The following is a 25,106-nucleotide window of genomic DNA, read 5'->3' as shown; positions in this document are numbered from 1 at the left end:
ACTTTTCGACTCTGGATATTGTCCTTTTTGACCGCGCAAAAAGGACTCAAAAACGCGCCCCCCGAACGCCCGTTTTTCCGGATCGCCTGCTCGCCTGTTCAGGAGATCCGGCAGCAGGCTGCTCAAAGATGCCCATCTGCGGCGTTGCCGGGCATCGCTCGTCACTGCGACGTACAGGGAGTACGCCTCCTTTCTCGCTTTGCCCGCGCCTTGCACCTGGGCCTCTTTGCGTTGCCTGACCCCTGCATCCCTGCAGTGCTGCCGGACCACTCACTTCCTGTGAGTGTCCCTTCGGGTCTTGCCAGCCAGGCGTCGCACTCACCGGACGGGCTCAGGGGGGAGACGGTCTGCATCTGCCTTTCCCCCGTGGGCTGGCCCAGCCAGGACGCGCCGACTGTCAGGCTGCTGAAAAGCCCTCATCTGCTGCGTTGCCGGGCATCGCTCGTCACTGCGACGTACAGGGAGTACGCCTCGCTCCTCGCTTTGCCCGCGCCTTGCACCTGAGAGCTTTTCAATTGCCTGTATAACACGGTAGACCCGCAGGGTTGACGCCACGAGGGCGGCAACCGCAAACCAAAAGCCACGGAGGGCGGTTGTTTGCGGTCCCCAGTTCCAGGCAAGCGGGCGGCTGATAAGGACAGCACTGGGGGCCGCTTTTGCGCCACTTTTGGCGAGTCAAAAGTGGCAAAAGAAACTCACAAACAAGCTGAGGGCAATGTCAAGAAACGCAGTCTGTACAGAACCATTTCAGCATGGCATCAGGGTCGGCGCAACAGCCTGCCGTTTCGGAGGGAGGGGAGAGAAATTTGATGATTTACTCCTCTTTTACACTTCCCCGACATCTTTCGGCGCTCCCCTGTTACCCTGCAGGGAAATGTTACTCACTTGTGCGTCACTGAGGAGGCGTCCCTCTATGTCACCAACGGGAAAAAGGGAAGATCGCGCCCGGCTCAGGCAGATCGCCAGCGGAGCCATTGTCTTTATCATACTGTGCCTGAACTCCAGTGTCGCCGCCATGGAGCACTCCCAGGCGGGTTGTCCCTTCATCAGCTTCCACCACGCCCTTGAGAGACCACCCACCACCGCTTTGCAGCGCACCCTGCTGGACGCGCGCTCCCTGCTGGACACCACCTTCGGCTGTGACACTGCCCACAGGGTTTCGGGAGCCATGGCGGTGGAGATTCACCTGGAGTATGCGCCATCGGATGAGCCGGGCTTCCGGGTGAGCGGCAGCACCTGGCAGGACATTCGGCGCATCACCATCAGCGCAGGCGAACCGGGGGAAATGAGCAGCGGCATCTACGCTCTGCTGCAGGAAAAGCTGGGCATCCAGTTTCTCCATCCGCGCCAGACGGTTTTCCCCGCATACCGGCAGTGGCCTCTACCAGAGCACTTTGACCTCCGGGCCCGCCCACGCTTTGCCGTGCGGGGCTTTCACCTGCACACCCAGCACCCCACGGAGCTGGAAATGGCACTTCACCAGCCTGGCAACGAGTCGCTGCAGATGGTGCGGGAATATATCGACTGGCTGGCCCGCAACGGGCAGAACCACTTTCAGTTTTACCTGCTGCGCACCGTGGATCGTCACCACTGGCCAGAACACGCCCGCGCCATTGTGGACTACGCCCACCAGCGGGATATGGGGGTGGGGGTCATGGTTTCCGCCTCCATGCTGCAGCAGCACGCCTTCCAGCTGGTCAAACTCCTGCGGCCCGAACGCTACAGCACCCAGGCGCGCCGCAACCTGGAATGGCTCATGGCCATACCCTGGGACGCGGTGATCCTGGAGCCCACCACCGGGGAGTACCTGCCCGATATGCGTCGCCTCTTCCCCGGCGTGCTGGAGGCCATCGAGCGCATGACCATGGACGAATTCCAGACACCGCTGTTTTACGCCACCCACGTCATCCATCCCCGCGACCGCATCGGCGGCGGCACCAACGACATTCACTGTGAACACCCGGTGGACCCCCGCTCCGGCATCCTCATCCATACCGTCATGTGTTACGACCTGCAGGAGCCCCTGCCCGGTGTCTATGGCAACCGCGACTTCCACTGGATGCGCGAACGGGCCCGTTGCGAAGTACAGCGCCGCCAGACCTGGTACTGGCCCGAATCCTCCTACTGGGTGGCCTTCGACAATTCCGTGCCCCTGTTGCTGCTCCCCTATCTGGACAGTCGCCTGCGGGATATCCTGCTCACCGCCGACATGGGCCTTGACGGCCACGTGACCTTCAGTTCCGGCTGGGAGTGGGGCTACTGGCTCTTTGACTGGAGTATCGCCCACTGGAGCTGGCAGTGGTGGCACGAAGGCCAGGAACGCCAGCCCCTTCCCGCCGGACGCCTGCACCATCTGGCTGCGGACGGGGAGCTGGCCAGGTTGATGGAGCGCTCCCTGGACCTCCAGAATCACTTCCTGAAGGATCACGAACTGCTGCGCTATCTGCCCGCCTTCGAACCCTTTGCCGAAGCGCCACCGCCCTTTGACTTTATATTTCAGCCCCGCCCCGAACGGCGGCCCGCCCACCTCATGAAGCGCGCTTCGGCCACCGAAGCCCAGGCAGTGCTGGATGGCCCCGTCCGCCAGCTGGAAGCCTTTGCTCACCAGAGCCTGGCCCTGATCGCGACACACCAGCCCCGCAATGGCCTGGAGCGGGAGCTGCTGGATGGGCTGCATATCACCGCCCTGCGCGCCCTGCACCGCAGTGCCACCCTGCAGGCCACCATCGCCCGCCGTGAAAAGCCGCGCCTGTGGCACCAGCCCACCCCTTCAGCACAGCAGCACCTGGAGCAGGCCGAACGCATCCGAAGCGAAGCCCTGGCCATCGTGCGCCAGCGCGAAGTCGCCTACCGTTACCCCGTCAGCGACATTGCCAGCAGACGCCAGAGCTTCACCGCCTACGACTTTGGCTACCTCTACCCCGTCCATGAACTGTATTTCTGGCAGCGCGAAGAGGAGCAGGTTGCCACCGGGCGTTTTGACATGTTCTATCGCCCCATCTGGAACTATTGGCGGGTGCTGGGACTTTCCGGTTTGTGGTGAGACATGCGAAGCGTATGCAAGAAGTTTGGCATGATGTCCTTCTGCCTGTATTGTGAGGAGCATATGGCAGAAGGTTGCTCATTCCATGTCCCTCATGCGATGGTAGACTGCAATCAATAACGCAGAATACAGGAGCATTCAGCATGCAGAACTTCACCGCCATCGACTTTGAGACCGCCAATGAACAACGCACGAGCGCCTGTGCCATCGGGGTTGTGGTAGTGGAGAATCGGCAGATCGTGCGACAGTATGCGCGCCTGATTCGCCCGGAACCCATGCGCTTTGCGTCCTTCAACACGGCTGTTCACGGCCTGACTGCTGCGGATGTGGCTGGTGCACCGGTATTTGGTGAGCTGTGGCCGGAGATTGCCGCGGATATTGTTTCTGCTCCATTGTTGGTGGCCCACAACACTTCCTTTGACATGAGCGTCCTGCAGCACTGCCTGCGTTCCAGTGGCATTGCCGCCAATATTCCCGACGCTGTCTGCTCATGCCGTATGGCGAAAAAGCTACTCCCCCAGCTGGTCAACCACAAACTCAACACGCTTTGCAAGCACTTCGGCATACCATTGAACCACCACGACGCCCTCAGCGATGCCCAAGCGGCGGCGCGCATTATTCTGGAGTTATACCAGGAGAGGTAAACCATGGCGGGAAAAAGCCAGCTATCACGCCCTTCAGCGCAGGAAGACCTGGTATCTGATGGCCTCTGATGAGTCGGCCTGCAACCTGCGCACCTTTGCCTGAGCCGCATACAGGGCTGCCAGATTCGGCATTCGCTGGCAGCCTGAACGGGGTAAGGGTATGATGCTCCAAAAAGCTGTTATTTTTCCTCACCACACTCACCACCCCGAAAGGTCTTCTGCCATGCAACTCTCACAAAGCTACGCGCAATTACCGGGGATGTTTTACCAGAGCCTTGCACCGACTCCCGTGACCAGCCCTGAGCTTTTGTTATGGAATGACGAGCTTGCACAGGCCTTGAATATGGATTTTACCGGGCTTGATGCTTTGCAGAAAGCGCAGTTTTTCAGTGGCAACCGACTTTTCCCGGGAAGTCAGCCGCTGTCCCAGGCCTATAGTGGTCATCAATTTGGTCACTTCACCCATCTGGGTGATGGCCGCGCTCATCTTCTGGGTGAATATGAGGATATGCAGGGGCGGCGGTGGGATATTCAGCTGAAGGGTTCGGGGCGGACCCGCTATTCCCGCAATGGTGATGGGCGGGCTGCGCTTGGGCCTGTGCTCAGGGAGTATATTATCAGCGAAGCCATGGCGGCGCTTGGGGTACCTACGACGCGCGGTTTGGCGGTGGTGGCATCGGGTGAGCCGGTGTATCGGGAAGAGGTGTTGCCGGGGGCGATTCTGACCCGTGTTGCCAGGTGCCATATTCGCGTGGGCACGTTTCAGTTTGCCCTGGCCCAGGGAGATATTGAGGCTCTCAGGGCCTTGTTTGACTACAGTGTGCAGCGGCTGGCGCCCCAGTGTGTCGAGTCCGAGTGCCCTCCACTGGCCTTTTTGCAGTGGGTCCAGGATCAACAGGCTGCGCTGGTTGCCCGCTGGCTGTTGCTGGGCTTTATCCATGGGGTGATGAATACGGACAATATGGCCATCAGCGGCGAGACCATTGACTATGGCCCCTGCGCCTTTCTGGATGTTTACCAGCCCGATACGGTTTTCAGCTCCATCGATCGGCAGGGACGCTATCGCTACTCCCATCAGGGCACCATTGCCCACTGGAACCTTACCCGCTTCGCGGAAACGCTATTACCCCTGATTGATGCCGATGGCGGCAGGGCGGCAGAAATGGCGACGCAGACGCTGGCCGGTTTTCCTGGCGAGCTCCATGAGCAGTGGCTGGGGGGAATGTGCCGCAAACTGGGCTGGGAGACTCCCGAAAGTGACGACGCCCAGCTGATTGGCCAGTGGCTGCAGCTGTTGGAAAAACATGAACAGGATTTTACCAACAGCTTTTTTGCCCTGGGGAACGAGGAAGAGCGGGATAGGGAATTTTTTCAAGCGCAGGCGGTGCAGCAGTGGCTGGGCAAGCGAGAGCAGAGGATTGAAAGGGCCGCACTGAAGCGCGGGGAGAGCGCCCACATTCTGTCCCTGAGCAACCCTGCGGTCATTCCCCGCAACCACCGGGTGGAGCAGGCCTTGAAGCTGGCTGAGGCGGAAGGGGATATGAGCCTGGTGCATCGGCTGCTTGCCGTGGTGAAGTCACCCTACTCTGTGGCCGATCAGGACCGGGAGTATCAACAGCTGCCCAGCCCGCAGGAAAGGGTATATCAGACTTTTTGCGGCACTTAACAGCTTGCTGAAATACTTCAAAATGCGCAGGCAATTAAAAAATGCTCAGGAGCAAGGCGCTCGCGGAGCGCGGAATGAAGCGTACTCCCCGTACGTTGCAATGACGAGCGAAGGCGAGCAACACCGCAGATGAGGCTTTTCAGCAGCCTGACAGTCGGTGCGTCCTGGCAGGGAAAGAACACGGGGGAGAGACAGAAGCAAGCCGTTCCCCCCTGAGCCCGTCCGGTGAGTGCGACGCCTGGCTGGCAAGACCTGAACAGGACACTCACAGGAAGTGAGTGGTCCGGCAGCACTGCAGGGATGCAGTGTCTGTCGGATCTCCAGAACAGGCGAGCAGGCGAGCCGGAAAAACGGGCGTTCGGGGGGCGCGTTTTTGTGCCCTTTTTGCGCGGTCAAAAAGGGTAATATCCACGCAGATGGGGTTTTTCAGCAGCCTGTTGATATTCTGCGGGAAACCCTGATTTGCCGTGTTGCCTGGTATTTTCTTCCGAAAGGCTCTGCGAGCCCCTTGAAGAGAGCGCCACAACCGCTGATGAAAAAATGGCTTGATATTTCAAAAAACCGTTTTTATATTTACGACTGTACGACCACGGAAGGGGTCCTCTCGACGCAGGGAAGTTTCTTTTCTTTCATGTCCATTCCGGACGGCTTTGACAACGATTTCTGTGCTTTCCAAAGAGTGGAAATTCATGGCACAGGCGCAATACAAGGAGGTAACACCACAGGCATGCGCGTTTTGTAATTTCTCACTATTCCATGGATTGGAATTGCGTGCCGGTGGCACGCCATCACGGAGGATACCATGTCGCAGAATTCCTGTTTTTTTTGGAGCAGTGGCTGCAGGGCCACAGGGAAAGCTCCGCAAACAAGGCTGACGGCTTCTGCTGAGGCTCGGCTGACAGGAAAAGATGATTGCGGGATATCCTCCATGGCGTGGCAGATCTCCCCCTCTCTTTTCTCCTGAACTCCGTTTCTCCATAAGCAGCCCGCTGAAAATATCCGATGACCGCTGTGCACGCACATGTCCCGGCGCAAGGCGTCTGCAAGGCCAGGAGCTGACGGCTCCCTGTGCTCTGGGGTACCGTGCCGCGATTGCCACGGCAACCGGATTTTTCGCAAGGTGTCAGCGCAGCTATCATGGAGGATTTCATGTCCAGCTACATCAACACCAATATTCCATCGCTGAATTCGCAGAATTCCCTGCGTTTTCACTCCCAGCAGCTCTCTTCGACCATTGAAAAACTGGCCTCGGGAATGCGCATCAATCGGGGCTCCGATGACGCTTCAGGCCTGGCCATTTCCGAGAAGATGCGCGGCCAGATCCGGGGCGTGGATCGCGCCATGGCCAATGCCCAGGACGGCATGTCCCTGGTTCAGACGGCTGACGGCGCGCTCAATGAGACCGCGGGCATTCTGCAGCGCATGCGCGAGCTGGCGGTGCAGGCGGCCAATGACACCTACACGCCCAGTGACCGCTTGCATGTGCAGCGGGAGATCGACCAGCTGCGCCAGGAGATCGACCGGGTGGCCAGTTCCACTGAGTTCAATACGAAAAAGCTCCTCAGTGGTGACGCGGCAGCCCGCTGGTCGGTCTCTGACCCCGGCAGCCTGGAAGCCATCATCCGCGACCGGGTGCAGTCGGGCACCTACCAGCTGGATGTGAGCGCCAAAGCAGGCAAGAACCAGGTGCTGCGCTCCAATATCATGACCCTGCGCGATGGCGCTTTCGCGGGGGATCTTCTCACGGGGAACGGAGTTGCCCTCACCGCCAGTACCAACTCTTCGGGCATTGCGGGTATTTACGCTGCCGAAGGAGTGCGCACCGGCTCCCTGGACGAGCGCACCTACCATATCAATGTCACCAGCTACGATGTGGCCAATACGACCATTGAAGGCAACAGCACCATCAGCATCACGGCGGCCAATGTTGGATTTATGGGAGTCTACCAGCAGGCGGGTTCCAATTGGGCCATCACCGCCGGGGGCGGGCAGGATGCTGCCACCGCCAACCAGCAGACCAATATTGTCAGTTTCGGCGGCATTGTGGCGGGCCGCCACGGCTACCTGGAGCTGCGCTTTGACGACGACGTGGATGTGGACAGCAATCCCGATGTCACCGGCCTGGCCAGTGTGCGCTTTATTGATGTGAAGACCGGCGAAGCGGGTGCCTGGGCCAGTGTGGATCTGGTAGCGGGTGAGCTGAACCTGGCGGGGTCCGGTGCCCAGACCTTTGACGGCGCTGCCGTTTTTGGCGGTGGCGCCAGCCTGAGCGTCACCGGCAATGTGAAGCAGGGGGACAAAGCCCTCTTCTCCATCAACGCCGCCGTTGCAGCGGCTGACGTGGGCAGCATGTCCATGGGCGCCGGGGCCATCAAGATTGACGAACGCTTCTCCAACGATGTGGGCACGGCTTCGGTGGTGGACTACCGGGGAGCCTACTACATCGAAACCCAGAGCAGCGGCATTCAGAATATGCAGCTTACCGATGGCAACCAGCAGATCACCTACCACCTGGCCCAGCTGGAAAGCTCCACGGGCTCGGTGAGCATCGGTTCCATCACCCTGGACATACGGGCTGACAGCACGGGCACCAAAGCGGACAGCTCCATTCTGGCGGAAGTGCGTGGAACCAGTGGCCTGGCTTCAGCTTACACCCGTCTGGAGGACATTGACGCCTTTTTGACTTCCGACGGCCTCAGCGTCTTTCTGGCCCCCCAGCAGCTGACCCTCTACGGCAATGATCGCCAGGTGAACGTAACCCTGCAGGGCAGTGACACCCTCGCCGATGTGGAGCGCAAGTTCACCACGGCCATTACAAACGGCCTTGGCATGGGTACGGGAATCAGCAGTGTGGACAACCATGCGGTGGATTTCATCGCCAAAGGATCTGGCCTGGACAGCACCCACGCGGCGGTGGAGGGAACCATGCTGTTTCGCTCCCTGATCAACGGAGCCCAGGGGCGCATCGGCCTGGCGGGCGAGGATGCGGTGATTGGTGGCTTCAACCTGGCCACCCTGCAAAATCCGGAGGAGAATCGCTACATGGTGCGGGTCAGCGAAGCCCATTCGGGCCGCGCGGTGGGATTTGGCGAGGTGAGCGGCTCCATGCTGCGCGACCTGATTCCCGGCATGGATATCGCCGTCAAGGGCAATGTGGGCATCGACACCAGCTTCAACGACAGCCGCGCCCGTTACGACTTCACCAGCCAGGCCACCCCATCACCATTCACCCTGCACGTGGTGGACAATTCCCCCTCATTCCAGGTCGGCGCCAATCCGGGGCAGAGCATCAACATGCCCATCGGGCGGATGGATTCGCGGGCCCTGGAACTGGAAAACCTCATGGTGCTGGATACGGGGCTGGCCAACGAGGCCATTGCCCGCATTGACCGGGCCATCGGCATGGTTTCGGAAGCGCGGGGGAAAATGGGGGCGGTGGCCAATCGCATGGATCACACCATCAACAGCCTGGCCGTGGCCCACGAGAGCATGCAGGCCGCCGAAAGCCGCATCCGCGATGTGAATGTGGCCAAGGAGATCAGCAACCTGGTGCGCAGTCAGATGCTTACCGAGTCGGCGACCATCATGCTGGGCAAGGCCAATATGCTGCCCGACGGGGTCATGAGCCTGCTGCGCAACGCATGAAGAAATTGCCATATGTTTTATTTCCATCCCTTGAAAAAAAAAGCACGTATGTTTACGCTGGTCTCCGGGCCAGCGTATTTTTCAGAATACAGTATACAAACCCCAGGGAAAAAAGTTATGATGAAAGGTGCTGATCAATAGCAATTCCTGTTATTGTCGCAGCTTGTGAATTATAGTATTTTCCTATGAAGAGAGAAATTATTTCAGGAGGTCTGAAACCTATGAAAAGGCGTACTTTTCTAAGGGCCACTGCCGCTGCTGGCATTCTTGCCGGCATGGGAGCGGGAAGCCATGTGACTACCAAGTTACTGGTGAGCACCGCTGAGGCGTCATCCAGTGGACAGAGTGGCAAGAAGCGATTGGGCATGTTCATCGATGTCAACGGCTGTGTTGGCTGCAACATGTGTACTGTTGCCTGTAACAAGGAGAACAACGTGGGGCCCAAGGTGAGCCGCACCAAGATTCTTCCCATCGAACCCGAGGGCACGTACCTCTCCATGGCCTGCCAGCACTGTGACCGCCCGCCCTGCGTCCTGGTATGCCCCATCACTGCAACCTATCGCCGCGACAAGGATGGCATAGTCATGCAGGATGACAGCAAGTGCATGGGCTGCAAATACTGCATGACAGCCTGCCCCTACGGTGTGCGCACCTTCAACAAGTACCGTCCGTTCCCCGGCGATCAGGCGCAGTACAACCTCAACCCCGAAGTCAAGCCCCGCCCCCGTCACGTGGTGGAAAAGTGTTCCTTCTGTGACCACCGCTCCGATCGCGACCAGAAACCTGCCTGTATTGAGGCGTGCCCGGTTGGCATCCGTTACTTCGGCAACCTGGACGACCCCGACAGTGAAATCAGCCAGATGATCAGGAAGCGCAACGCCATCACCCTGTTGCCGGATCAGAAGACGAAACCGAAAGTCTACTTCGCCTTCCCGTACAACACGCAGACACGCTTCAATGGCGATAAAAGTTAAGGGCAGAGGAGGCTATACACAATGTCACTGAATATTCAAGCTCAAAAGATCAACTTCGGCCCCCTCAAGCCAACCATGGGAACCTGGTTCTGGGTTCTGGTTTCCGGCGCCCTGGGCCTTATTCTCGCGTATTCCGCCGTGTACATTTTCTTCCAGGGTCAGCACACGCTGGCCACCAGTGATCCGGTGCCCTGGAACATCTTTGTTTCCGCTTACATCTTCTTCGTAGTAACCAGTACGGGCCTGTGCTTTATCTCCGCCTTCGGCGCGGTGTTCGGCATTGAAAAATACGAGCTGATCGCCAAGCGGGCCGTTTTCGCCTCGCTGGTCTTCCTGGCCGTGGGCATGACCGCTATCTTCCTGGATATCGGCCGCCCCTGGATGATGTACAATTACGCCATTTCGCCCAACCCTGCGTCTCCCATGTTCTGGATGGGCGTGTTCTATGGTCTGTACTTCTTCCTGCTGCTCATGGAGCTGATCTTCATTATCCGCGGCAACCTGAAGGCCACCCAGTTCTGGGGAACCCTGGGCTTTATCTCAGCGGTCATCGCCCACGGCTGTCTGGGCGCCCTGCTGGGCATGATCTACGCCAAGCCTCTGTGGTTCGGCCCCTACATGCCCATCTACTTTATCATGTCGGCTTTTGTATCCGGACTGGCTTCCCTGAGCATCATCCTGATCATCAGCTACAAGTCCAAGAACCGCAAGATGTCTCAGCGCATGCATGAGCTCATCCTCGACATGGGCAAGGTCTTCGGCTATGCCGTGTGCGCCCTGCTGTTCTTTGTCTTCTGGAAAAACGCTTCCGGTATCTATGCCGACAAGCCCGAGCTGCACTGGATTCTCTACGGCGAATACGCTGCTCGCTTCTGGATTGGCGAAGTGCTTATCGGACTGATCATCCCGATCTTCATTCTGCTGTACAAGGGAACCCGCACTCACTTCGGCATCCTGATTGCCGCGATCATGGTTATCGCGGGTCTGGTCATGGCACGTGTCAACCTGGTTATCATCGGCCAGCTGCAGACCCCCTTCGGTCAGCCACTGGGAACCTACAGCGCCAATATGCTGGAGATCATGTTCTTTGCCGGCCTGTTCGGCATGTTCGGACTGATCTACCTGGTTGGTGCCTACTTCTTCCAGTTCGAGGAGTTTGAGGATATGGTATCCGACGCCCTCGATGAAGCCGGACACTGAGTGAAACGAAGGAAACAATTGCAGAAAGGAAGCACTCCCATGATAAAGAAACTGATTCCGCTGCTGCTCTCTGTGGCGTTCATTCTGATGGCCTTCAGCAGTGCCAGCGCTATCGTCAAGTACCGCGGAGACGGACCCTATAAAGTCAAAGCTCACCCCGATGAGTTTGTCGCCATGCAGGCATGCAGCTCATGCCACCAGACTGGCTGGCCCCCCGAGCTGCCCCCCTATGGACCACGTATCCACGAGCTCCAGCGACAGGGCATTGAAACACAGGAAGCGCAAGGGCACATTCACGGCAACTTTGGCTTCACCTCCTGCGTGGTCTGCCATACCAATATCCACAACGCCGAAACCGCGTCCGAGTCCCTTACCGGTGGCTCCATCAAAAGCCTGGCGGCCTCCTGCGTCGGCTGCCACGGCGAAGGCGGATTTGGTGGATACTGGGGTGACTGGACTTCAGAAAAGCTTCGTCCCCATACCTTCAAGCGTGCGCAGTAAGGAGAAAGCATGAAAAAAGTACTCTATACCCTTATGGTGCTTTGCGTGTTTGCCGGTGTAAACGCTTACGCCGCGCCACTTGCATGCAACGCGTGCCATATCAATATTTCGGCTGACAAACTCGCTGGCGGCAAGGCCCACCCCATTCAGTACGAGGGCCTGCACAACCGCATGACAAACCAGATGCATGGGGGCCTCAAAAACTGCAGCTCCTGCCACGACGTCCAGCGGCTCGGCGAATCATCGTCCCCTGGCGCCAGCCTGCTGGGCGGCAGCATAGAGGCACTGGGTTCACGTCCGAACTGCATCGGCTGCCACAACGAAAACGGCTTTGCCGGTTACTACGGCACCTGGGCTGATTCGAAGAACCTGCGGCTGCATATCTTCAAAAGAGATAACTAAGCAGCACCGCAGAAGCCTGAACAAGAAAAACCCCCAAGACGCATTGGGGGTTTTTTCTTGCCATGGGGCAAAATCCATGGCTATGCTAGGCTGAACCTGCCGACAAATTCCTCCGTGGAACCAGGAGAACACTGTGCAAAAACACGATAATCGTTCCGAAGCCCGAGCTTACATATACACCTGGTTTTCCGAAAAGTTCATCGCCTTTGCCGAGCAGCAGCTGCCCGATGACTGGGAAACCGAAACCCTGGCCGAAGCTTTTGATTACATCGGACTGCCACAGCTTGGGGCGCTTGCCACCGAAATGGCCTCCCAGATCAATCAGACGCCAGCATTCAGCGAAGCGATCATCAAGGAGCACTTCCGCCTCTTCTTCGGCGGCCAGGAGGAGCCTATCCCCCTCTTTGGCTCCTGGTGGATAGACGGGGGCTTTGACGGCCCCTCGACCCAGATGGTCTTTGAGGTGTATGAACAGCATGAGCTGACGCCCCACGAAGATATTCAGTGGCTGCCCGACCATATCAGCATAGAGCTGGAATTTCTTTACTCCCTGGCGGTGCGTGAAGAACAGGCCCGCGAAGCAGGTGAGATCGCGACTGCCCTGGCCAATGCCACGACACAGCTGGAGTTTCTGCGCCAGTTCGTCTATCCCTGGGTGTCCCCCCTTTGCCAGCGTGCGGTTCAGCAGACCCAGGAAGAGTTTTTCCGCCTGTTCTGCCAGCTTCTCCAGGGGATGGTTACGGAAGATCAGGTCGTCCTGAGCGATATTATCAATGATTATCAGCAGCCCCAGCCGTAACGCTCAAGAATCATGAAATCACCTGCCACCACTGACGACCGGCTACTCTTTTTCCACCAGCTGTGCCTCAATCACAAGCTGCCACACCCTGTCTGTTCAGGATGCGTGGAAGCCTGCCCCTTTGGCGCCCTGCAGCAGCAGGGTGCCAGCATTGACATCGACCATGACCGGTGCACCCTCTGCGGTGCCTGTGTGGCCGCGTGCCCCGTACTGGCAGTCAATCTGCGCCAGCACCCGTATGCCGGTATCTCTGGACATATCACAGAAAAACCATACTTTGCCCTGGGCTGTTTCCGGCAAAGCGCCGGGCAGGAGCATATCCGCATTCCCTGCGCGCGGATTGTGGATATCTCCCTGCTGGCCCAGAGGGCCGCAGAATCACCTGGCGAGTCCGCTTCAATGCGGATTCTGACGGCTGACTGTACGCGCTGCCCGTGTAATGGCGATGGCGGACTGCCTTCGCATATCTCTGCCCTGCAGGAGGAGTCGGCTTTCTGGCGTATCCCCGTTGATATTGAGCTCCAGCAGGTCAGCAGCAAAGACCGAACAGGGAAGGGCGCTCCCCCTTCTTCAGGCAGCGGCCTCAGCAGGCGTTCATTGCTGCGCTTCTTCCGAAGCGGCGAACCTCATATTGCGCCATCAGCTCCTGCGAACAGTGCGCCAGACACATGTGAAAGCAGCTGCCACAAGCGGCAACTGCTGCTTGCGTACCTCTCCCGCACCCCTTTCCCTCTCTCCTCAGCCACGGTGCTGCCAGGACACTCCTTTGGCCAGATACGCATGGAAAGGGGTGGTGAGTGCACCCTGTGCGAAGTGTGCACCCGCCTCTGCCCGACCAGGGCCCTGTACTGGCTGGACTCAGAAAATCAGCGTTCGCTGCGCTTTGACCCCACGCTGTGCATCGCCTGCAAGCGTTGCGCCCTGTGCCCCGGCAAACTGCTCACCCTGCAGTCCATCACCTGTGGGGAGTTTTTCAGTGGAACCCGCGATCTGTGCCAGTTTGCCACAGCAGCCTGTGAGAGCTGCGACGATCTGTTTGTGAAAAATCCAGAAACAAACGGACTACTCTGCCCGGTTTGTCAGACCATGGCAAAGAACCAGCAACGCCTTCTTGCGGACCTGAAAAATTGTTCAGACACCCAATGAAGCCTCCCCATTGACCTTAGGGCCTGTAAACTCCACTTCACAATAAAATGGGGTTTTACAACCTCTGCGTTTTATACTATTTTTTCAGGTTAGAATTCTTACTTAAGGAGATCATTATGAAGAAAACTCTGCTTTTGCTCATGTCAGTGTTTGTGCTTGCTCTCGTAAGCGCCCACGCCCAGACACCCGCCTGTAACGCCTGCCATGCCGGACTGCCTGAAGCTGCCCTGCAAGGCGGAAAAGCTCACCCCATCCAGTTTGAAGGCGTAACCCAGAAGATGACCAACCCCATGCACATGGGCCTGAAGTCCTGTAACAACTGCCATGACGCTGGCAAGCTCAAAGACGCGACAACCGCCGCTGCCAGCCTCAAGGGTGGAAGCGTAGCGGCTCTCGGTGCCATGCCTGCCTGTGCCGGCTGCCACTCCGGAGCTCCTGCAGCCAAGCCTGCTGACTGGAACATGGAGCGCGTGAAGCTGCACACTTTCTCCAAGTAAGCTGGACACGAAACGCTGACTACGGAAAAAGGCCCCCGCTGATTTACAGCGGGGGCCTTTCTTTTTGGAAAAAGCCTCCCCTGTGGAGGCGTACTTTCCACAGGGGAGCAGTATCAGGAGGTCGCTATGGCGTTAGCGTCGTGAGGCGGCAAAGCGTTGGTTCTGCATGCTCTTCACGTGCCCTGGGTCATGGCAGCCCATGCAGGTGGCCTGGTACTTCATGTACTCGTCGTGACGAGCGCTGAAGATGGGCCGCTGAGAGCGCTGCTCACGGCTCAGGTGACAGCCGATGCAGTTTTCCGTAATGGCTTCCTTGTAGCTGGGAAGCAGATCGTTATGCGGGTTAACCTGGCCGGTGGACGTGAGATACACTTTCTGGATACCTTTGACCTTATCCGTCATCATGCCCTTGGTATGACATGCTATGCATCCCACATCGGGGTGATCCCCATGGTCCCAGGATACCTTTTCATAAGCGTGGCATCTGATGCAGAAGCTGTCAGATGAAGTTTTGTTGGCCACGCTCACTGTCCCGCCCACGATGATAAAGAGGGCAACAACTCCCACTATTATCCATGCTTTGGGGCTGAGGTTTTTCATGAGCACTCCTTGTGAGAAGGTTATCGTTGTTCAGTTAGCAGTTCACCAGATGCAATCAGCGCAGCTTCTTCTGTTCATCCCAGACCAGTTCGGCCTCAGGCAGCTTGGGCAGGTACTGCAGCCACTTGTGAGAGTTCAGGTGCTCCTGGCTCTGCTGCAGCTTGCGGCTGTGCTCCATGATGGGGGGAACCAGCTTCTCGATAGGTCCTTCCAGCTTGGGTGCGATGGCGTAGCCAGTGGCCTGCATGGCCAGCTGTACCGCTTTGTCACTGAACTGCTGTGAAGAGGCCAGTGTATCAAGGGCCTTGGTGGGGTTGTGGAAGCCAGCACTGTTCTCGGCGGAGACGAAGTCCCAGAACCACTGACCTTTACGAACCATCTCACGGGCTTCAGCCAGCAGCTTCTCATCCACTCCGTTGAACTCCATGGCCAGACGGACAGCTTCGTGGGCGCGTACGGATTTCTCCTGGGCGATCAGCAGCTGGTTCCAGGTCTTCTCCTGATGGAAAATCACGCGCTCACGCAGGTATCCGGTAGACTTGTCGTCGTGGCAACCAAGGCAGGAAACGCGGATCATCTCGTCATTTTTCAGTGGCGAAGTCCAGTGGTGAGAGGTGATAGTCACGGCTCCCTGCTTCATGCGAGGCATGTGGCAGTCGGCACAGGAAACGCCGGCAGCGCCGTGAACAGAGTCATAGAACATTTCGTATTCAGGGTGTTGAACCTTGATCATAGGTGTCTTGGATACGGCATGGGTCCAGTCAGCGAACTGGCCTTTAAAGCCATCACGCTCGGGAATGCCGTTGCCCAGAAGCTCGTACATGTCGCCAGGGTCCATACCCAGATCCCAAGGCAGGTGAGGCTTGGCAGCTACACCATGGGCGCCGGTTTCGAAGTAGTATTCAACGTGACACTGGGCGCACACCAGAGAGCGCATTTCATTGCGGGAAGCGTCCTGCCAGGGCTTGCCAGTGCGCTCAAGGGCTGCAATCAGTGCAGGGTGGGTAATTACCAGCTGCATGTTGTTGTCGGCATCGTGGCAATTGGTACAGCCGATGGAGTGCTTGCCGTAATCATGTGATGTACGGAAATCGTGGAAATTCATGGACCAGAAAGCATCGCCATAGGTTTCCACGAGGGTGGGAATGGTGTTGGTCTTACAGCTGTAGCAGGTGGCGGGCAGGCCGGCCTGTTCGCTGTAACGGTTGATGCGGTCAATTTTAAAGATATCCTTGATGGCGTAGGTATGGCCGCGGGCACGGTCATACTGGTAGCTGAAGGGATAGCCGAGCCACAGGTTCTTCAGGTAGGGCTGGCAATGCTCATAGCCCTTGGGCAGCGGATTGACGCAATCGTGCTTGCGATGGGGCACAGATCCACCATACTCGGTCATCTGAGTGTCATCATTGTTCTTCAGGTAAGACTGGTACTGGGGCAGGTTTTTGAACTGGTCGTTCCCCGGACCCAAATCAATTTTCACAGCAGCGGCATTCCCGGCGAAGGCCAGAGCCACAAAGAGCGCTGCGATCACAGCAAGAGTTTTACGCATCTTTTCTCTCCTTTTCATGTTATTAACAAGTTTGAAAGCAAAAGAACATCTCTCCAGAGGCACCTCCATAATGCATTCTTCTTATTGAACAAATCCGGTGGCGGCCGCGTATGAGACAATAGTCATCAGAAACGCGCCCACCAGGACACCCATAAGCAAAAACACCGTCGTTCTTTGCATAAATCCTCCTCGCACTACTGCACGCCATACTCTTCCAGTTTTTTGCGCAAAGTGACTCGATTTATCCCCAGAACCTCCGCCGTGCGTGTCTTGTTCTTTTGCAGGCGGTGGTACGTGGCAATGATCAGTTCCCTCTCCACATCGGCGAGGGTTTTAAAGGCCTCTTCAGTGGAATCTCCATTTTGCTGACGCATCTGGTGCGTTCGTCCATCACCCAGCAGACTGGGGAAAGTTCCCAGCAAAGCCGTGCGTTCAGCCACATTCCGCAGCTCGCGCACGTTGCCAGGCCAGTGATAGGCCGTGGCCTCGGCCAGAATCTCGGCGCCAAGCTCCAGGACAGGCCTCCCCATACGCTGACAGTAGTGAGTAATGTAGTGCCGAAGCAAAGTGGAGATATCTCCACTGCGCTCCCGCAGGGTCGGCAGATTGATCTGCACCACATTCAGTCGATAGTAAAGATCGCTCCGAAACGATTTATCCTCAAGCATTCTGGCCATATCGCGGTTAGTGGCGGCAATCACCCGCACATCAACCTGAATCTCCCGCTCGCCACCGATTTTGGTGAATGTCTTGGCCTCCAGAAAGCGCAGCAGCTTCGACTGCACCTCAAGCCCCAGCTCACCGATTTCGTCCAGGAAGAGCGTGCCACCGGCAGCCATTTCGATGTAGCCCTTGCGACTCTTTTTGGCATCGGTGTAGGCGCCTTTCTCATAACCGAACAGCTCGGCCTCAATCAGACTTGATGGCAGAGCGGCACAGTTGACCCGCACGATGGGGCGACTGCGGCGCGCCGACAGTTCATGGATGGCCTGGGCCACCAATTCCTTGCCCGTTCCCGTTTCGCCGGTAATCAGCACCGTGGTGTCAGGCGACTGGGCGATGGTGCTGATGAGCTCTTTCACATGGTTCACCGCATCAGAATCACCCTTGATACTGTCCAGGGCATCAACGCGCTGCCGATCGCCAAGGGCGAGCTTCTGGCGCGAATAGCTCTGCTGCAGAGCCTTGGCGACGATCAGATCCAGGTCATCCAGATCAAAGGGCTTTTCCAGATAGTCCAGAGCTCCCATCTTGATGGTGCGAACAGCCATCTGATGTTCGGGGAAGGCCGTAAGGATAATTGCCTGGGGGCTTCCCGGCGCATCGGGCAATATCTGCAGCACCTGGGTTCCTTCACCATCGGGCAGATGCATATCCAGCAGAACCAGATCAAAGGTGTGGGAGCTCACCGTTTCGATGGCTGACGCGATGTCGCTGCACCAGACAACACTGTAAAGACTCCCGTAATGACCGACCAGGTGTTCCCCTATGGTCAGGTCATCTTCGACTATGAGAATGCTGGCATTTTCATAGGACATCTGCGGCTCCTTCTCGGCCCACGCGGGCTCGCTTTCGTAATTTGCAAGTACCGTTCCAAAACATCACCGCTCGTGAAAAAGAATTCAAGAGTTATTTAACCAACGAAAACAGCGCCAGTTACTGAAATAGCGGCGAATGACACTCCACCATGGAGATGGCAAAATCCACCTCACTGATTAAAAAACTACCGGACAACCCTGGCGCATACCAGGGAAATCAGAACGCTGTTCCAGGGGTTTCGTCGCAAAAACAGAAATACACAGACAAGGAGAACTCAGAGAGGGAAGAGAACGCGGATCAGCGAAAGAAACTGTGGGGAGGAGGAGTAAAGAGGAGAAAGAGGGCCGCGGAACCACCCAGGAACCACCAGCCGTGGGCAGTACTCTGAAAGGCAACCACTATCAGAAAAACGCTGAACAGGGCACTTGACCACAGCAGCAGGCGTGAAACCACGGGGTGGCGGGCTATACCGGTTATATCCTTACCATAAGGGCGTGGCACCAGCCACTTGCCGGCATAGCGCATAAAGAGAATAGTCGCAATCTGCAGCAGCCCCAGAACCAGAATGAAATACGGCATCGGGATTCACCTTCGGTCACTTGTGTAACAAAAAAACTCAGCACACAATTTCCAAAGAGTATATTGGCTGGCGAAACAGAATACAAGGAAAAGAAAATACTTTTCTGCGAACTATCCCAAGCCCCATCAGGAGCAGAATCACGATGAAACCACAAGGGCATCACCCTCAATAGGCCTGCGCTGCCTGACCTTTCCCAGGGACAACAGATCGATCATCTGAATGAGCAGATCCCGCTCCCCCTTATCGGCCATATGACGGATAGCCTCCTGGCGCATCTTTGCCAGCAGGGCGGGGCTCTCCAGCAGCTCCTGCACCTTCGCGGCATAGGAGAAGGGATTGTTGTCTTCGATGACAAATCCGGTACTGCCGGGCCTGAGGTTCTCCCTGGTGGCCCCTTCCGCAGATACAATGGCCGGCAGGCCACTGGCCTGGGCCTCCAGGATGACGTTGCCAAAGGTCTCCGTCATGCTGGGGAAGAGGAAAATATCAGCCGAGGCAAAGGCCGTCGAAAGATCGCGACCCTCAAGAAACCCCACAAACAGGACATTGTGAGCGTATTTTGCCTCCAGCTCGCGACGATAGGGGCCATCGCCCACCACCACAAAGCGCACATCATCGCGATTCTGCAGCAGCTGACTGGCCTGCATGAAAATATCGATATTCTTCTCCACCGCGATGCGACCGACAAAGAGCACGATTTTCCTGCCATCGCACTGCGGGTCAAAGCGGCTCCAGAAAGAGGGCTCGCGGAATTCCGGGTTGAAACGCTCGTGGTTGACGCCCCGCGAAAAGACCTCGATGCGCTTTCTCTTTACGCCATGGGCCTTGAGGATGCGTCCGTATTCGCGCGAAGGCGCCAGAACCCGGGCTGAATTATTGAAGAGCAGGGCGAAGGCGCTCCACAGGTTGCGGGTGAAGAGGTGATCACCGGTATAGTCGCGGATATAGGCCGGCAGATCCGTATGAAAGGTGGTGACATAGGGGATGTTGAGGATTTTGGCGATAATAAAGGCATAGAGCCCCACCACCCCCGGCGTGGCAGCGTAGATCACATCGAAGTTCTCGGCATCCACATACTCCAGCATCTCCAGGAAGTGGGGAATATTGACGGTCAGATCCTCATATTCCGGCAGCGCGAAGGAGAAAATGGGCTCGAAATTCCGGTGGAACTCATCACTGTCCTGACCGCTGTACGCGGTTATGAAGGTCATGTGGAAATTCTCTTCGCGGGCGATGGCCATCAGCTTGCGTGAAGTCAGAGCGACGCCGTTGATCTCCCTCAGCGTATCGGTGAAATAGGCGATCTTGCCCTCGCTGTGCTTGCGGCCAACACCAAAGGCACAGGCAATCTGCCGCGAACGCCGTTTTTCCACAGCCCGCTGCCAGCAGGTGGAGGTATAAAACAGCGTGGGCACGCTGGAAAGAACGGTTTTTCCTACCAGGGAGCTGATCTTCTCGAAGTCAAAATCGCGGACTTCCGAAAACTGACGCACCGTGTGGGGCAGGAAGTTCTTGAAAAAGCTGTGCATCATCTCATGGCGCCTGGACTCCTCGCCAGGGTGAATACCCGCGATCCGGGCAATATAGTCCTCCACCTTGCGACTGCCAAGCATCCGCTGCAGGAACGAAGGCTTCTGTATGCCCAGCAGGTGCTCGAACAGCACCCCCTCGGATCCACTGCGAGCCTTTCCCCACTGGTAGGCAATACTCATGATCATATGGGTCAGGCGCATGGGAGAGCCATGATTGCCCTGGGGTTCCGTGGTTCCCGCCCGCAGGGCATCTTTGAGATCAGCCAGGGTTTCGCCCTCACAGCTGGTATAGGTGGTGCCGATATCCATGCCGGCGTGATCATCACTGCCGCCGGTAAAGGCAATGCGCTCCCGTCGACGGCGGTTGAAGCCATAGCGGTTGGCCAGCAACTCCAGATCGTGACCCTCTACCGTGGCGACGATCTCCTCCGTCAGGCCGGAAGAGAGGCGCGAGCGGGTGCCATTGATCATTTCCCAGTTGTCAAACAGCAGCAGACAGCGTTCTATATGCTCACGGCGCAGCTTGCCGTCCATGTCATAGAGCGGATGCGCCAGTATGGACTCCACCTCGCGGCCCTGCAGGTAGTCCACCAGTTCATAAACATTGTAGCGCAGGCGCTGGATCTCGCGGTGAATCTCCTCATTGATATCCAGAGCGATGACGTGAATCTTGCAGCGATCTTCAGGGAAATAGGCCGTCACCTCTTCGCTGAGAAAGGCACCCGGCAGGTGGGCAATCTCCAGGCAGCCGTCAATGCTGTCGTGGTCAGTGATGGTGAAGAGGTTCATGCCCCGCTCAAAAAGGGTATCGTACACCTGGCGCGGGGTGATATAGCTCTCCTGAATCTGCAGTTTTTCGGAAAAAAAACCCGCACCACGGCTGGAAGCCGCCGAGTGCAGGTGGAGATCGACTTTAACCATAGCGCACACCTTCCTGAGCTTTCGCTCAACACAAACAGAAACCGGTGTCAGCATGGCGCAAGGCAACCGCAAAAACGTCAGGGAACTGTCAATTTTCTGTAAAAAACAACGCGCCAGCAAACTCCCCTCCGAACAGCCTGCCAACCCATGCCCATTTCGCCATTCATCCCTTGACCGGAAACAGTGTCGCTGCTATACAGTAACACGAAACCAATAATCGTATTACCAGCGGAGGTTCCCGTGTCCATGCGCCCATTGCTGCTCCTGCTCCTCTGTACCATGCTGCTTTCCCCCCTGGCACACGCCGCCCAAAACCACACCATCACCGATGCCATGCAGCGCCAGGTCAGCATTCCCGCTGAAGTCAGGCATGTCATCTGCTCCGGCCCCGGCTGCCTGCGCCTGCTGACCTACCTGCAGGCACAACATATGATCGTGGGCGTTGACAGTATCGAAGTGCGGGGAGTCGATGCCGACGCACGCCCCTACGCCATGGCCAACCCCCAGTTCGCCACCTATCCCGTCTTTGGCGAGTTCCGCGGCCACGATCACCCCGAACGCATTGTCACCCTGGAACCGCTGCCTGACGTCATATTCAAGACATCCCCCGAGTCCGGGCACAACCCCATCCTGCTGCAGCAGAAAACCGGCATCCCCGTCATTACCCTGAACTACGGCGACCTCACCAGTGGCAAATCCGACCTCTTCGCCTCCCTGCGCCTTATGGGCAGCATCGTTGGCCAGCAGAAGCGGGCCGAAGAGGTCATCGCCTTTTTCGAACAGACCCTGGAGGACGTGCAAACACGCATGGCCACTCACGATGCCTCCGCCATCCCCGCCTGCTATGTGGGAGGAATCGCCATGCGCGGCGGACGCGGCTTTCAGTCCACCATGCCCTCCTACACACCCTTTGAACTGCTGGGAATCACCAACCTGGCCGCCAGCGGCTCGCGCCAGTCCCAGGCGGCCCATGCCGTGGTCTCCCAGGAGCAGCTTCTGGCCTGGGACCCCGCCTGCCTCTTCCTGGATGTCTCCACCTCAATGCTGGAACCCGCCAACAACGGCCTGCACGCCCTGCGCACCGACCCCTCCTACGCCAACCTGACTGCCGTGCGGGAAAATACCATTCGTGGCGTCCTGCCCTTCAACTCCTACACCCAGAACTTCGGCTCCATCCTGGCCAACACCTACTACATCGGCAGCGCGCTCTTCCCTCAAGCGTTCCATGATGTTGACCCAGCCACAAAGGCTGATGACATCTACCGCTTCCTGGTAGGCAAACCCGTCTTCGGTCAACTGGAACAGCAGTTTGACGGACTGGTTTTCCAGACCATCCCCATCAGGAACTGAGCCACCCATGGCCCACCTGCACCACGGCATCGTTCCCCCTGAATACACCGCCTACCTCAGGCACAAGCGGACCTTTCTTCTCATCTGCGCCCTGCTGAGCCTGCTGCTGCTCCTGGCCGCCCTCTGCCTGGGGCCAGCCAGAATACCCGTGGCAGACGTCTTCAGAACCCTGCTGGGAACCAGCGACTCTGTCCGCAATAACGCCATCGTGTGGAACATGCGCCTGCCCCACGCCCTGGCGGCAATTCTGGCCGGAGCCGGACTGGCCGCTGCCGGAGCCGCCATGCAGTCCATTCTGCGTAACCCCCTGGGCTCCCCCTTCACCCTGGGCATATCCCAGGCGGGCGCTTTCGGCGCAGCCCTGGTGGTCATGGCCCTGGGAGCCTCCGGAGCCTCCGGCCCGGCGCTGACCATGTTGAAAACCTCCCAGTCCCTGGCGATCACCGTCAGCGCCTTCTTCTTCTGCCTGGCAGCCTCCCTCGTCATCGTGGCTCTGGCCCGCCTGCGGGGAGCCACACCCGAAGTGATGGTACTGGCTGGCGTGGCGCTGGGGGCTCTGTTTTCCGCCGGAACCATGTTCCTGCAGTACTTTGCCGACGACGTTCAACTGGCCGCCATCGTCTTCTGGGCCTTTGGCGACGTGGGAAGGGCCGGCTGGAATGAAGTGGCCATCATGGCGGCCGTGGTCGGCACCGGAATCCTCTACTTCATCTGGCACCGCTGGCAGTACAACGCCATCGATGCCGGAGATGAGACCGCCCGTGGCCTGGGCGTAAACGTGGAAAGGCTGCGTATAGTGGGCATGCTCGTCTGCTCGGCCATCACCGCCGTCATTGTCGCCTTCCTGGGTATCATCGGATTCGTGGGCCTGATCAGCCCCCACATCGTACGCCGCTTCATCGGCGACGATCACCGCTTTCTCATGCCCGCCAGCTGCCTGGTCGGGGCCGCGCTGCTGCTGGCCGCCGATATCGTGGCTCGCCTGGTCATGGCACCCCACATGATCCCCGTCTCCGTGCTTACCGCCTTTATCGGTGCTCCGGCATTTATTTACCTGCTTATCCGGAGGCAACGCCGATGAAACTGCAGGTGAAGGATCTGGATTTCCACTACCGCCAACACGCCGTGCTGCAGCAGATTGACCTGGAGCTGCACCAGGGCGAGCTCATGGCCGTCCTCGGCCCCAACGGCGTTGGCAAAACCACTCTGCTGCGCTGCATCAACGCCATGCACCGACCACGGGGCGGCACCATCACCGTTGAAGACATAAATGTCCTGCGCATGGGCAGCCGCGACATCGCCCGCCACTTCGGCTACGTGGCCCAGCGCGGTGAAAGCGCCAGAATGACCGCCTTCGATGCCGTCCTGCTGGGCCGCACCCCCCACATGGGCTGGCGGCCCGCCCGCGACGACCTGCAGAAAGTCGAAGCCGCCCTGCAGCGCATTGGCCTGGGTGAGCTGAGCCTGCGCTTTCTCGACGAGATGAGCGGCGGCGAGCTTCAGAAAGTCTGTATCGCCCGTGCCCTTGTGCAGGAACCACATATTCTGCTCCTGGACGAGCCCACCAGCTCCCTGGACCTGAAAAACCAGTTTGAAATCCTGCAGACCATCCGCGCCATCACCCGCAGCCACCCCGTCAGTGCCATCATGACCATGCACGACCTCAACAGCGCCCTGCGCTTTGCCGACCGCTTTGTCTTTGTCAAAGCGGGCCGCATATACGCCGATGTCGCCGCCAGCGGCGTCACTCCCGCCATCGTTCAGGCCGTCTACGGCGTGGAGGTGGATATTCTTGAGCACAGCGGCTACCGTCTGGTGGTACCACGTGCCACCTGCCCACAGTAACTTCGTAAAGGAACTCCATATGACAAGCATCTCCCCCGAACAGATTCAGGCCACCATCGACTTTCACGGCCACCACTGCCCCGGACTCACCATCGGCATCCGCGCCGCCGAACTGTGCCTTGCGCGCGTTGGGCACAATCGCCAGGCACCCGTTACCGCCGTGGTGGAGACAGACATGTGCGGCGTCGACGCCATCCAGTTCCTCACCGGCTGCACCTTCGGCAAGGGCAACCTCATCCACCTGGATCACGGCAAGATGGCCTTTCGCTTCTACCGCGCCGACACGAATCAGGCCCTGCGCGCCCTCTATCAGCCGCCCGCCGAATTTGCCGCCATGAAAAAGCCCGCCCCCCACGAACAGGAAAAGCGCGAAGCCCTCTGCCGCGCCATCATGGAGACTCCCCTGGAAGCACTCTTCCGCGTAGAAGAGATCCCGACCCCAGCACCCCGCCCGGCAGTGATTCTGGAAAGCCTGGTCTGCGAACACTGCGGTGAAAAAACCATGGAGTCGCGCACCCGCCGCTTTGGAGGACGCACCCTGTGCATTCCCTGTTTCCGCCAGGTGGAACAGAAAGTGCTGTAACCCATCTGCCCCCGTTGCTCGCTGTGCCATCACGCCTGCTCACGTACCCTGCGCCACCTCGGCCAGATCAGCGGTGGCGAATTTCAGAAG

At 58.1% G+C, this 25,106-nt stretch carries 21 protein-coding genes; 16 read left to right on the top strand and 5 right to left on the bottom strand.

Features of this window, described 5'->3' with window-relative positions; genetic code table 11:
* Window positions 1-913: 913 nt before the first annotated feature.
* From ACZ46I_RS06325 to ACZ46I_RS06270, 12 genes are all read left to right on the top strand, one after another.
* Window positions 914-3,043 carry a hypothetical protein gene (locus ACZ46I_RS06325; RefSeq protein WP_464281808.1) on the top strand — a complete coding sequence of 710 codons (2,130 nt, stop codon included), beginning with the start codon at window positions 914-916 and terminating at the stop codon, window positions 3,041-3,043.
* 143 nt (window positions 3,044-3,186) lie between these two features.
* Complete coding sequence (locus ACZ46I_RS06320; RefSeq protein ID WP_013506769.1) at window positions 3,187-3,687, top strand: 3'-5' exonuclease; 501 nt, start codon at window positions 3,187-3,189, stop codon at window positions 3,685-3,687.
* A 223-nt stretch (window positions 3,688-3,910) separates the two neighbouring features.
* Window positions 3,911-5,353 carry a protein adenylyltransferase SelO gene (locus ACZ46I_RS06315; protein ID WP_464281807.1) on the top strand — a complete coding sequence of 481 codons (1,443 nt, stop codon included), beginning with the start codon at window positions 3,911-3,913 and terminating at the stop codon, window positions 5,351-5,353.
* Window positions 5,354-5,627: 274 nt separating this feature from the next.
* Window positions 5,628-6,095, top strand: coding sequence for a hypothetical protein (locus tag ACZ46I_RS06310; RefSeq protein ID WP_464281806.1), 468 nt, complete (start codon window positions 5,628-5,630; stop codon window positions 6,093-6,095).
* A gap of 407 nt (window positions 6,096-6,502) precedes the next feature.
* Window positions 6,503-8,998 carry a flagellin N-terminal helical domain-containing protein gene (locus ACZ46I_RS06305; protein ID WP_464281805.1) on the top strand — a complete coding sequence of 832 codons (2,496 nt, stop codon included), beginning with the start codon at window positions 6,503-6,505 and terminating at the stop codon, window positions 8,996-8,998.
* 221 nt (window positions 8,999-9,219) lie between these two features.
* On the top strand, window positions 9,220-9,972 hold the full coding sequence (locus tag ACZ46I_RS06300; RefSeq protein ID WP_013506772.1) for a 4Fe-4S dicluster domain-containing protein: 753 nt from the start codon (window positions 9,220-9,222) through the stop codon (window positions 9,970-9,972).
* 21 nt (window positions 9,973-9,993) lie between these two features.
* Window positions 9,994-11,172, top strand: coding sequence for an NrfD/PsrC family molybdoenzyme membrane anchor subunit (nrfD, locus tag ACZ46I_RS06295; protein ID WP_464281804.1), 1,179 nt, complete (start codon window positions 9,994-9,996; stop codon window positions 11,170-11,172).
* 39 nt (window positions 11,173-11,211) lie between these two features.
* Window positions 11,212-11,673 (top strand): hypothetical protein, encoded by a 462-nt coding sequence (locus tag ACZ46I_RS06290; RefSeq protein ID WP_464281803.1) that lies wholly within the window; start codon window positions 11,212-11,214, stop codon window positions 11,671-11,673.
* 9 nt (window positions 11,674-11,682) lie between these two features.
* Window positions 11,683-12,075, top strand: a complete 393-nt coding sequence (locus ACZ46I_RS06285) for a hypothetical protein (RefSeq protein WP_464281802.1) — start codon at window positions 11,683-11,685, stop codon at window positions 12,073-12,075.
* A 133-nt stretch (window positions 12,076-12,208) separates the two neighbouring features.
* Window positions 12,209-12,874, top strand: a complete 666-nt coding sequence (locus ACZ46I_RS06280; RefSeq protein ID WP_464281801.1) for a TorD/DmsD family molecular chaperone — start codon at window positions 12,209-12,211, stop codon at window positions 12,872-12,874.
* A 12-nt stretch (window positions 12,875-12,886) separates the two neighbouring features.
* The gene (locus ACZ46I_RS06275; protein WP_464281800.1) at window positions 12,887-14,020 is read left to right on the top strand and encodes a 4Fe-4S binding protein; all 1,134 of its coding nucleotides are present in this window, start codon (window positions 12,887-12,889) and stop codon (window positions 14,018-14,020) included.
* A gap of 116 nt (window positions 14,021-14,136) precedes the next feature.
* Entirely contained in the window at window positions 14,137-14,517 is a 381-nt protein-coding gene (locus ACZ46I_RS06270; RefSeq protein WP_464281799.1) for a hypothetical protein, read from the top strand.
* 132 nt (window positions 14,518-14,649) lie between these two features.
* Here ACZ46I_RS06270 and ACZ46I_RS06265 read toward each other — a convergent pair whose 3' ends face one another.
* The 5 genes from ACZ46I_RS06265 to ACZ46I_RS06245 all read right to left on the bottom strand — a co-directional run bounded on the left by ACZ46I_RS06265 (window position 14,650) and on the right by ACZ46I_RS06245 (window position 21,238).
* Window positions 14,650-15,117 (bottom strand): NapC/NirT family cytochrome c, encoded by a 468-nt coding sequence (locus ACZ46I_RS06265; RefSeq protein WP_464281798.1) that lies wholly within the window; start codon window positions 15,115-15,117, stop codon window positions 14,650-14,652.
* A gap of 55 nt (window positions 15,118-15,172) precedes the next feature.
* Entirely contained in the window at window positions 15,173-16,666 is a 1,494-nt protein-coding gene (locus ACZ46I_RS06260) for an ammonia-forming cytochrome c nitrite reductase subunit c552 (protein WP_464281797.1), read from the bottom strand.
* A gap of 194 nt (window positions 16,667-16,860) precedes the next feature.
* Window positions 16,861-18,204, bottom strand: a complete 1,344-nt coding sequence (locus tag ACZ46I_RS06255) for a sigma-54-dependent transcriptional regulator (RefSeq protein ID WP_013506782.1) — start codon at window positions 18,202-18,204, stop codon at window positions 16,861-16,863.
* Between the two features lie 298 nt (window positions 18,205-18,502).
* On the bottom strand, window positions 18,503-18,784 hold the full coding sequence (locus ACZ46I_RS06250; protein ID WP_464281796.1) for a hypothetical protein: 282 nt from the start codon (window positions 18,782-18,784) through the stop codon (window positions 18,503-18,505).
* Between the two features lie 138 nt (window positions 18,785-18,922).
* On the bottom strand, window positions 18,923-21,238 hold the full coding sequence (locus ACZ46I_RS06245; protein WP_464281795.1) for a glycosyltransferase: 2,316 nt from the start codon (window positions 21,236-21,238) through the stop codon (window positions 18,923-18,925).
* Between the two features lie 246 nt (window positions 21,239-21,484).
* On the opposite strand from ACZ46I_RS06245, the gene ACZ46I_RS06240 reads away from it, so the two are divergent.
* Genes ACZ46I_RS06240 through ACZ46I_RS06225 form a run of 4 tightly spaced genes read left to right on the top strand, consistent with a single transcriptional unit; the run spans window position 21,485 to window position 25,016 of the window.
* Window positions 21,485-22,588, top strand: a complete 1,104-nt coding sequence (locus tag ACZ46I_RS06240) for an iron ABC transporter substrate-binding protein (RefSeq protein WP_464281794.1) — start codon at window positions 21,485-21,487, stop codon at window positions 22,586-22,588.
* A gap of 7 nt (window positions 22,589-22,595) precedes the next feature.
* Window positions 22,596-23,669 carry a FecCD family ABC transporter permease gene (locus tag ACZ46I_RS06235; RefSeq protein WP_464281793.1) on the top strand — a complete coding sequence of 358 codons (1,074 nt, stop codon included), beginning with the start codon at window positions 22,596-22,598 and terminating at the stop codon, window positions 23,667-23,669.
* Entirely contained in the window at window positions 23,666-24,433 is a 768-nt protein-coding gene (locus ACZ46I_RS06230; RefSeq protein ID WP_464281792.1) for an ABC transporter ATP-binding protein, read from the top strand. Before ACZ46I_RS06235 ends, ACZ46I_RS06230 begins: the two co-directional genes overlap by 4 nt.
* A gap of 19 nt (window positions 24,434-24,452) precedes the next feature.
* On the top strand, window positions 24,453-25,016 hold the full coding sequence (locus ACZ46I_RS06225; protein ID WP_464281791.1) for an FmdE family protein: 564 nt from the start codon (window positions 24,453-24,455) through the stop codon (window positions 25,014-25,016).
* Window positions 25,017-25,106 lie beyond the last annotated feature (90 nt).

The sequence above is a fragment of the Desulfurispirillum alkaliphilum genome (genome assembly GCF_055378285.1).
Note: the sequence above shows the minus strand (reverse complement) of the source record. Positions and strands in the feature narration are given on the sequence as shown.

Excerpts from the sequence above, each read along its gene's own strand:
- ACZ46I_RS06325 (WP_464281808.1), top strand. The coding sequence starts at position 914 with ATGTCACCAACGGGAAAAAGGGAAGATCGCGCCCGGCTCAGGCAGATC.
- ACZ46I_RS06320 (WP_013506769.1), top strand. The coding sequence starts at position 3,187 with ATGCAGAACTTCACCGCCATCGACTTTGAGACCGCCAATGAACAACGC.
- ACZ46I_RS06315 (WP_464281807.1), top strand. The coding sequence starts at position 3,911 with ATGCAACTCTCACAAAGCTACGCGCAATTACCGGGGATGTTTTACCAG.
- ACZ46I_RS06305 (WP_464281805.1), top strand. The coding sequence starts at position 6,503 with ATGTCCAGCTACATCAACACCAATATTCCATCGCTGAATTCGCAGAAT.
- ACZ46I_RS06300 (WP_013506772.1), top strand. The coding sequence starts at position 9,220 with ATGAAAAGGCGTACTTTTCTAAGGGCCACTGCCGCTGCTGGCATTCTT.
- nrfD (WP_464281804.1), top strand. The coding sequence starts at position 9,994 with ATGTCACTGAATATTCAAGCTCAAAAGATCAACTTCGGCCCCCTCAAG.
- ACZ46I_RS06290 (WP_464281803.1), top strand. The coding sequence starts at position 11,212 with ATGATAAAGAAACTGATTCCGCTGCTGCTCTCTGTGGCGTTCATTCTG.
- ACZ46I_RS06285 (WP_464281802.1), top strand. The coding sequence starts at position 11,683 with ATGAAAAAAGTACTCTATACCCTTATGGTGCTTTGCGTGTTTGCCGGT.
- ACZ46I_RS06275 (WP_464281800.1), top strand. The coding sequence starts at position 12,887 with ATGAAATCACCTGCCACCACTGACGACCGGCTACTCTTTTTCCACCAG.
- ACZ46I_RS06270 (WP_464281799.1), top strand. The coding sequence starts at position 14,137 with ATGAAGAAAACTCTGCTTTTGCTCATGTCAGTGTTTGTGCTTGCTCTC.
- ACZ46I_RS06265 (WP_464281798.1), bottom strand. The coding sequence starts at position 15,117 with ATGAAAAACCTCAGCCCCAAAGCATGGATAATAGTGGGAGTTGTTGCC.
- ACZ46I_RS06260 (WP_464281797.1), bottom strand. The coding sequence starts at position 16,666 with ATGCGTAAAACTCTTGCTGTGATCGCAGCGCTCTTTGTGGCTCTGGCC.
- ACZ46I_RS06255 (WP_013506782.1), bottom strand. The coding sequence starts at position 18,204 with ATGTCCTATGAAAATGCCAGCATTCTCATAGTCGAAGATGACCTGACC.
- ACZ46I_RS06250 (WP_464281796.1), bottom strand. The coding sequence starts at position 18,784 with ATGCCGTATTTCATTCTGGTTCTGGGGCTGCTGCAGATTGCGACTATT.
- ACZ46I_RS06245 (WP_464281795.1), bottom strand. The coding sequence starts at position 21,238 with ATGGTTAAAGTCGATCTCCACCTGCACTCGGCGGCTTCCAGCCGTGGT.
- ACZ46I_RS06240 (WP_464281794.1), top strand. The coding sequence starts at position 21,485 with ATGCGCCCATTGCTGCTCCTGCTCCTCTGTACCATGCTGCTTTCCCCC.
- ACZ46I_RS06235 (WP_464281793.1), top strand. The coding sequence starts at position 22,596 with ATGGCCCACCTGCACCACGGCATCGTTCCCCCTGAATACACCGCCTAC.
- ACZ46I_RS06230 (WP_464281792.1), top strand. The coding sequence starts at position 23,666 with ATGAAACTGCAGGTGAAGGATCTGGATTTCCACTACCGCCAACACGCC.
- ACZ46I_RS06225 (WP_464281791.1), top strand. The coding sequence starts at position 24,453 with ATGACAAGCATCTCCCCCGAACAGATTCAGGCCACCATCGACTTTCAC.